4 protein-coding genes and 2 pseudogenes are annotated in these 4,569 nt (G+C 70.8%); 4 read left to right on the top strand and 2 right to left on the bottom strand.

All coding sequences use genetic code 11. From position 1 onward, the window contains the following. The 3 genes and pseudogenes from AB0C29_RS34820 to AB0C29_RS34810 form a co-directional block, all read left to right on the top strand. Positions 1–272, top strand: a pseudogene (locus tag AB0C29_RS34820) (hypothetical protein); the annotation flags it as partial. A 31-nt stretch (positions 273–303) separates the two neighbouring features. Continuing rightward, positions 304–735 carry an AraC family transcriptional regulator gene (locus AB0C29_RS34815; protein WP_360829480.1) on the top strand — a complete coding sequence of 144 codons (432 nt, stop codon included), beginning with the start codon at positions 304–306 and terminating at the stop codon, positions 733–735. A 5-nt stretch (positions 736–740) separates the two neighbouring features. Beyond that, positions 741–1,151 (top strand): VOC family protein, encoded by a 411-nt coding sequence (locus tag AB0C29_RS34810; RefSeq protein WP_360829478.1) that lies wholly within the window; start codon positions 741–743, stop codon positions 1,149–1,151. On the opposite strand, the gene AB0C29_RS34805 is transcribed toward AB0C29_RS34810, so the two are convergent. Continuing rightward, positions 1,132–2,802 (bottom strand): alpha/beta hydrolase, encoded by a 1,671-nt coding sequence (locus tag AB0C29_RS34805; RefSeq protein WP_360829475.1) that lies wholly within the window; start codon positions 2,800–2,802, stop codon positions 1,132–1,134. The two genes, AB0C29_RS34810 and AB0C29_RS34805, sit on opposite strands and share 20 nt — an antisense overlap. A gap of 347 nt (positions 2,803–3,149) precedes the next feature. Between AB0C29_RS34805 and AB0C29_RS34800 the strand changes: the two genes are divergently transcribed. Next, entirely contained in the window at positions 3,150–4,046 is an 897-nt protein-coding gene (locus AB0C29_RS34800; protein WP_360829472.1) for a hypothetical protein, read from the top strand. Between the two features lie 23 nt (positions 4,047–4,069). Here the strand turns inward: AB0C29_RS34800 and AB0C29_RS34795 are convergent. Continuing rightward, positions 4,070–4,569 (bottom strand): annotated as a pseudogene (locus tag AB0C29_RS34795) (thioesterase family protein); the annotation flags it as partial.

Here is a 4,569-nt window from a genome sequence, read left to right as displayed (position 1 = left end):
CCTTCGGCGGCGGTGCCGCCCCCACCGCGGCCGCGCCGGCCGCCGCGGGACCGACCACCGGCAAGGTCAAGCTGGTCAACGGCACCACGATCTACGTCGAGAAGGCGGACGGCGAGGTGGTGACGGTACGGACCGGCGCCGGCACGACGGTGCAGAGCGCCACCAAGGGCAAGCTCAAAGACCTCAAGGCCGGTGACACGGTCAGCGTCCAGGGCACGGCCGACACCGAGGGCACCGTCACCGCGACGACCGTCACGGAGAGCAAGGGCTGACCCGGCCGGTGATCCGTGGTGTCATGGCCTCGTGAGCCGCGCTGTCGAGCAGAGCAACCGCCGGATGCTGCGGGCCCGCGACGCCATGGACCGCGCGTACGCGCAGCCGCTGGACGTCGCCGCCCTGGCCCGGATCGCCCACGTGTCGCCGGCGCACTTCACCCGTACGTTCCGGGCCACCTTCGGTGAGACGCCGCACCGCTACCTGCAGCGCCGCCGGGTCGAGCGGGCCATGTTCCTGCTGCGCGAGACCGGCGAGAGCGTGACCGACATCTGCTTCCGGGTCGGCTTCGGCAGCCTGGGCACGTTCAGCCGCACGTTCCACGACATCGTCGGCCGGTCGCCGCGCGACTACCGCCGGCAGGTCACGGCGACCGGCGTGCCCACCTGTTTCACCAAGGTGTGGACCCGGCCGAGTGAGCAGTTTCGGAGAAGTTCCGCACCGGCCGGGCCGCTAGCGTGAGGCCCATGTTCACCGCGATCACCCATTCCCAGATCTACGTCCTGGACCAGGACGAGGCCCTCGACTTCTACGTCGGCAAGCTCGGCCTGGAGGTCAGCTCCGACGTAGACCTCGGCTTCATGCGCTGGCTCACCGTGCAGGTCCCGGGCCGCCCGGAACGCCAGATCCTGCTGGAGAAGCCGGGCGGCCCCTCGATGTCCGAGGAGACCGCCCAGCAGGTCCGCGAGTTGCTGAGCAAGGGCGCCACCGGCGGTAACCTGATCTTCAGCACCGACGACTGCCGCAAGACCTACGAGACCCTCAAGGGCCTCGGCGTCGAGTTCACCGACGAGCCCACCGAGCGCCCGTACGGCATCGACTGCGGCCTGCGCGACCCCTTCGGCAACGCGATCCGGTTCACCCAGCTGTTGTCCTGAACGACCGGCGTACGGCCTCGGGCACCACGACGGAGCTGAGCGCGGACGCGGCGGACGCGCTCAGTGCCGAGGCCGGCGCCGGATCGAAGGGTGAGCCCTCGGGCCGGCACACAGTGCCCGCGGCCGGCACCCGGCTGGTCAGCAGATACTGGGTCACCTTCGTGTCCACGCACGTGTTGCCGGCGATGAAGTAGGCGCCGTGCCCCCACCCGGCGTAGGACAGCAGCCGCGAGTTCGGCAGCAGCCGGGACGCGGCGACAGCGCCCTGGTAGCGGGTGGCCGGGTCGAAGTAGTTGCCGACGACCAGCACGGGCGCCGCGGTCCGGGCCGTCCACGGGCCCAGGTGCCGATCCTGTCCGGCGGTACGCGGCCAGGAGCCACAGGCACTCCAGGCCCAGTTCCAGATCCGGCCGAAGTAGCCGTAGCGCTGCTCGGCGCGATCCGCGGACCGTTGCCAGTCCGCCAGGGACCGCGGGTTGACGGTGTCGGAACAGGTGACGCCGGGGGAGCCCTCGACGTCGCTCGGATACTCCTCCTGCGGCTGGGCGGCCAGGCCGAGCCCGGCGCGGACGGTGGCGAGCCGCTGCCCGAGGACGGCCGGGGTCAGCTGATCGTCCACGGCGTCGAGGAAGAAGGCCAGGTCGGGCCAGATCTGCGGGCTGTACAGGGCGCCCAGCGTGGTGGCGATCAGGTCGCTGTGGGTGAAGGTGTAGCTCTCGCCGGAGAACGGGTCGACGATGGTTGCCGGGTGCCCGCGCAGGCGGTTCGCCAGTTGCGCGTACCGCTTGCTCGCGTCGCCGGAGAAGGCGCAGTCCGGACCGGCCGCGTCGCACAGCCGGAAGAACTCTTCGAGGGTCCGGCCGGCGCCGTCGGCGCTGGCGATCCGGGTGCCGACCGGCACGGTCCGGGCATCGCGCCCGTGCCCGGTGGACCAGGCCACGGGATCCACCACAGCGTCGATCACCAGAGCGCGGACCCGGGACGGGAACAGGTTGGCGTAGTTCTGCCCGAGCAGCGAGCCGTACGAGTAGCCGAGATAGCTCAGCTTCTTGTCGCCGAGCACCTCACGCAGCAGATCCATGTCGCGGGCCGCGTCGGCACTGGACATGTGATTGAGAATGGCCCCGCCGTGCCGGGCACAGGCGGCGGCGAGCTGGTCGTCCGACACCCGCTGCCGTCGTTCCTCGGCCGTGGCCTCCGGGTACGCGAACGGCGGCAGCACCGCGATCGCCTGCTCGTAGGTGTCGAAGCAGCGCAGCGGTGTGCTGCGGTAGATGCCACGCGGATCGAAGCCGACGATGTCGAAGCGGCCCTGGATCTCGGCCGGCAGGCTCCGGGCCACCGCGCGCGCGAAGTCCACACCGGATCCGCCGGGACCGCCGGGGTTGAGCAGCAGCGAGCCGATCCGCCGCGCCGGATCGGCGGCGCGCAGCCGTAGCAGTGAGATGCCGATCTGCACACCCCGCGGCCGGTCGTAGTCCAGCGGGGCCGGCACGGTGGCGCACTCGAACCCGTCCTCGCACGCCGCCCACGCCACCCGGGGTGCGGGCGCGGCGGCGGCATGGGCCGGGGAGAGCGGAACCGTGGTGAGGGCGGCGGTGGCGGCGGCAGCGACTGCGAATCCGCGGCGCCATTGCTTCGGATGGGTCATGAGCACTCCCGTGACGGGTCGAGTGACTGACTTCCTTCGCGAGCTCCGCCGCCGACAATAGTCGTCACTGTCTATATGGGTCACGGTCCGCCGCAGGGCGAGTGTGCCGGATCCACCGATGGTGCCGCCCTCCGTCCGGTGGTCTCCTCATTGTCCGGGTCGCGGCAGGTCGAACATTGCGGAGCAACGGTGTGATGAGAGCAGGGCTGGCGCGCACGCCACGGACAGCGGTGGTGCTGGGTCTCGTACTGCTGGTCATGTCAAGCTGTGCGAACCCGCTTGCGAAGGAGCCCGCCGCCGGGAAAGCGTGGGTCGGCACGTCGTCGACCTCGACAGTCATGGTCCAGATGACCCGGACGGACCAGGCCCTCACCGGCACGCTGGATTCGACATCGGTCGACGGCGGAGCGGCGACAAGCGTGAAGCCGACCCATCTCGCCTTCACCGGCACCGTGCAGGACAACGCGATCACCCTGTCGTTCCCCGGCGGCCTGGGCACCGTCACCACGTTCACCGGCACCCTCACTCCGTCGGTCCTGACCCTGCAGATTCCGCAGGAGGACGGGTCCGTTGCGCCGATCGAGCTCCGGCCGGGCACCCTGGACGACTACAACGAAGCCGTGGCCGCCCTGCGGGACCAAGCTGATGCCAACACCGCCGAGCAGGCCCAGACCGCAGCCGATCAACAGGAAGCTGATCAGCGGAGCCGCCAGGAGGCTGCGATAACGTCCGCCGCGGACACCGTCATCTCCGATCACTCGGCATTGAGCTCGGCGCTGGCCGAGCCGCCGTCCTTCAGCTCGTTCGCCACCCACCTGCGGGAAGCCGAGAACAACCTGGCGGCGGCCAGGAAGAACGCCGCTGCGGCCGGCCGGAAGAGTGACACCTACGACGCTTGCAGCGCGGCCTACGACGCCCAGAGCTCGTCCTACGACGTCGCCAGCAACGGCTACGACATCGACAGCGACGTCAGTGACCTGGCCACCGCCGTCGGCGACATCAAGCAAGCCGTCACGACCCTCGAGGACGACCTTGCCGGCTACGAGGACGCGGTCGCCGGACTGCCGGGCTTCACTCCTGCTCGCCGTCCGGACGTCAGCGGCATCACCGCCACCGTGAAGAGGGCAGCCACCAAGACGGCGGCCTGGACCGGAACGGGCAAGTCCTACCAACGCCAGATGGCCGCACTGATCAAGAAAGCGACCACGGTGGCCGAGACCGCGCAGAAGAAATACTGCGGATGACGGAGCCCACCGGGCAGCCGTGCCTAGTGCGGCGCCGGGCGGACCGTCAGGATCTGCTCCGCGCGGCCGACCGGCCCGTCCAGGTCGTGCAGGGTGGTCGTGGTCAGGCCGTGACCCCGCGGCCCGAACACCACCGACGTGTCCAGGCCGACCCAGCGCCCTCGGGGCTGCCGGTGCAGGTGGATCGTCAGGTCCAGGTTGGGGAAGAGCCATTCCTTGGGGGACTCGCGGATCGCGATCCCGTTGGCTGTGTCCACCAGGGCCAGGTATCTCGCCAGGTCGCTGACCGGCTCACCGGCCACCAGGTCCAGCCCGGTGGAGATCCAGGCGGTCGTGCGGCCCGGCCGCACCGGGCCGATCGGGCGTACGTCCAGCGTGGTGATGAACTCGCCGGGCCACGCGTCGGACATCGGCCATCGTGGCACCGACTCCGGGCCGGGCAGCGCCGCGACCTCGCCGCCGGCCACCCCGGCCGTGTCCAGCTCGGCCAGGCGCCAGACCCGGGCCCGTACGGCGGGCCGGC

The organism is Actinoplanes sp. NPDC048791, from assembly GCF_040650095.1.
Taxonomy (GTDB): domain Bacteria; phylum Actinomycetota; class Actinomycetes; order Mycobacteriales; family Micromonosporaceae; genus Actinoplanes.
Note: the sequence above shows the minus strand (reverse complement) of the source record. Positions and strands in the feature narration are given on the sequence as shown.

Bases quoted from the DNA above. Each gene is read 5' to 3' on its own strand.
- AB0C29_RS34810 (WP_360829478.1), top strand. From the start codon at position 741: ATGTTCACCGCGATCACCCATTCCCAGATCTACGTCCTGGACCAGGAC.
- AB0C29_RS34805 (WP_360829475.1), bottom strand. From the start codon at position 2,802: ATGACCCATCCGAAGCAATGGCGCCGCGGATTCGCAGTCGCTGCCGCC.
- AB0C29_RS34800 (WP_360829472.1), top strand. From the start codon at position 3,150: ATGACCCGGACGGACCAGGCCCTCACCGGCACGCTGGATTCGACATCG.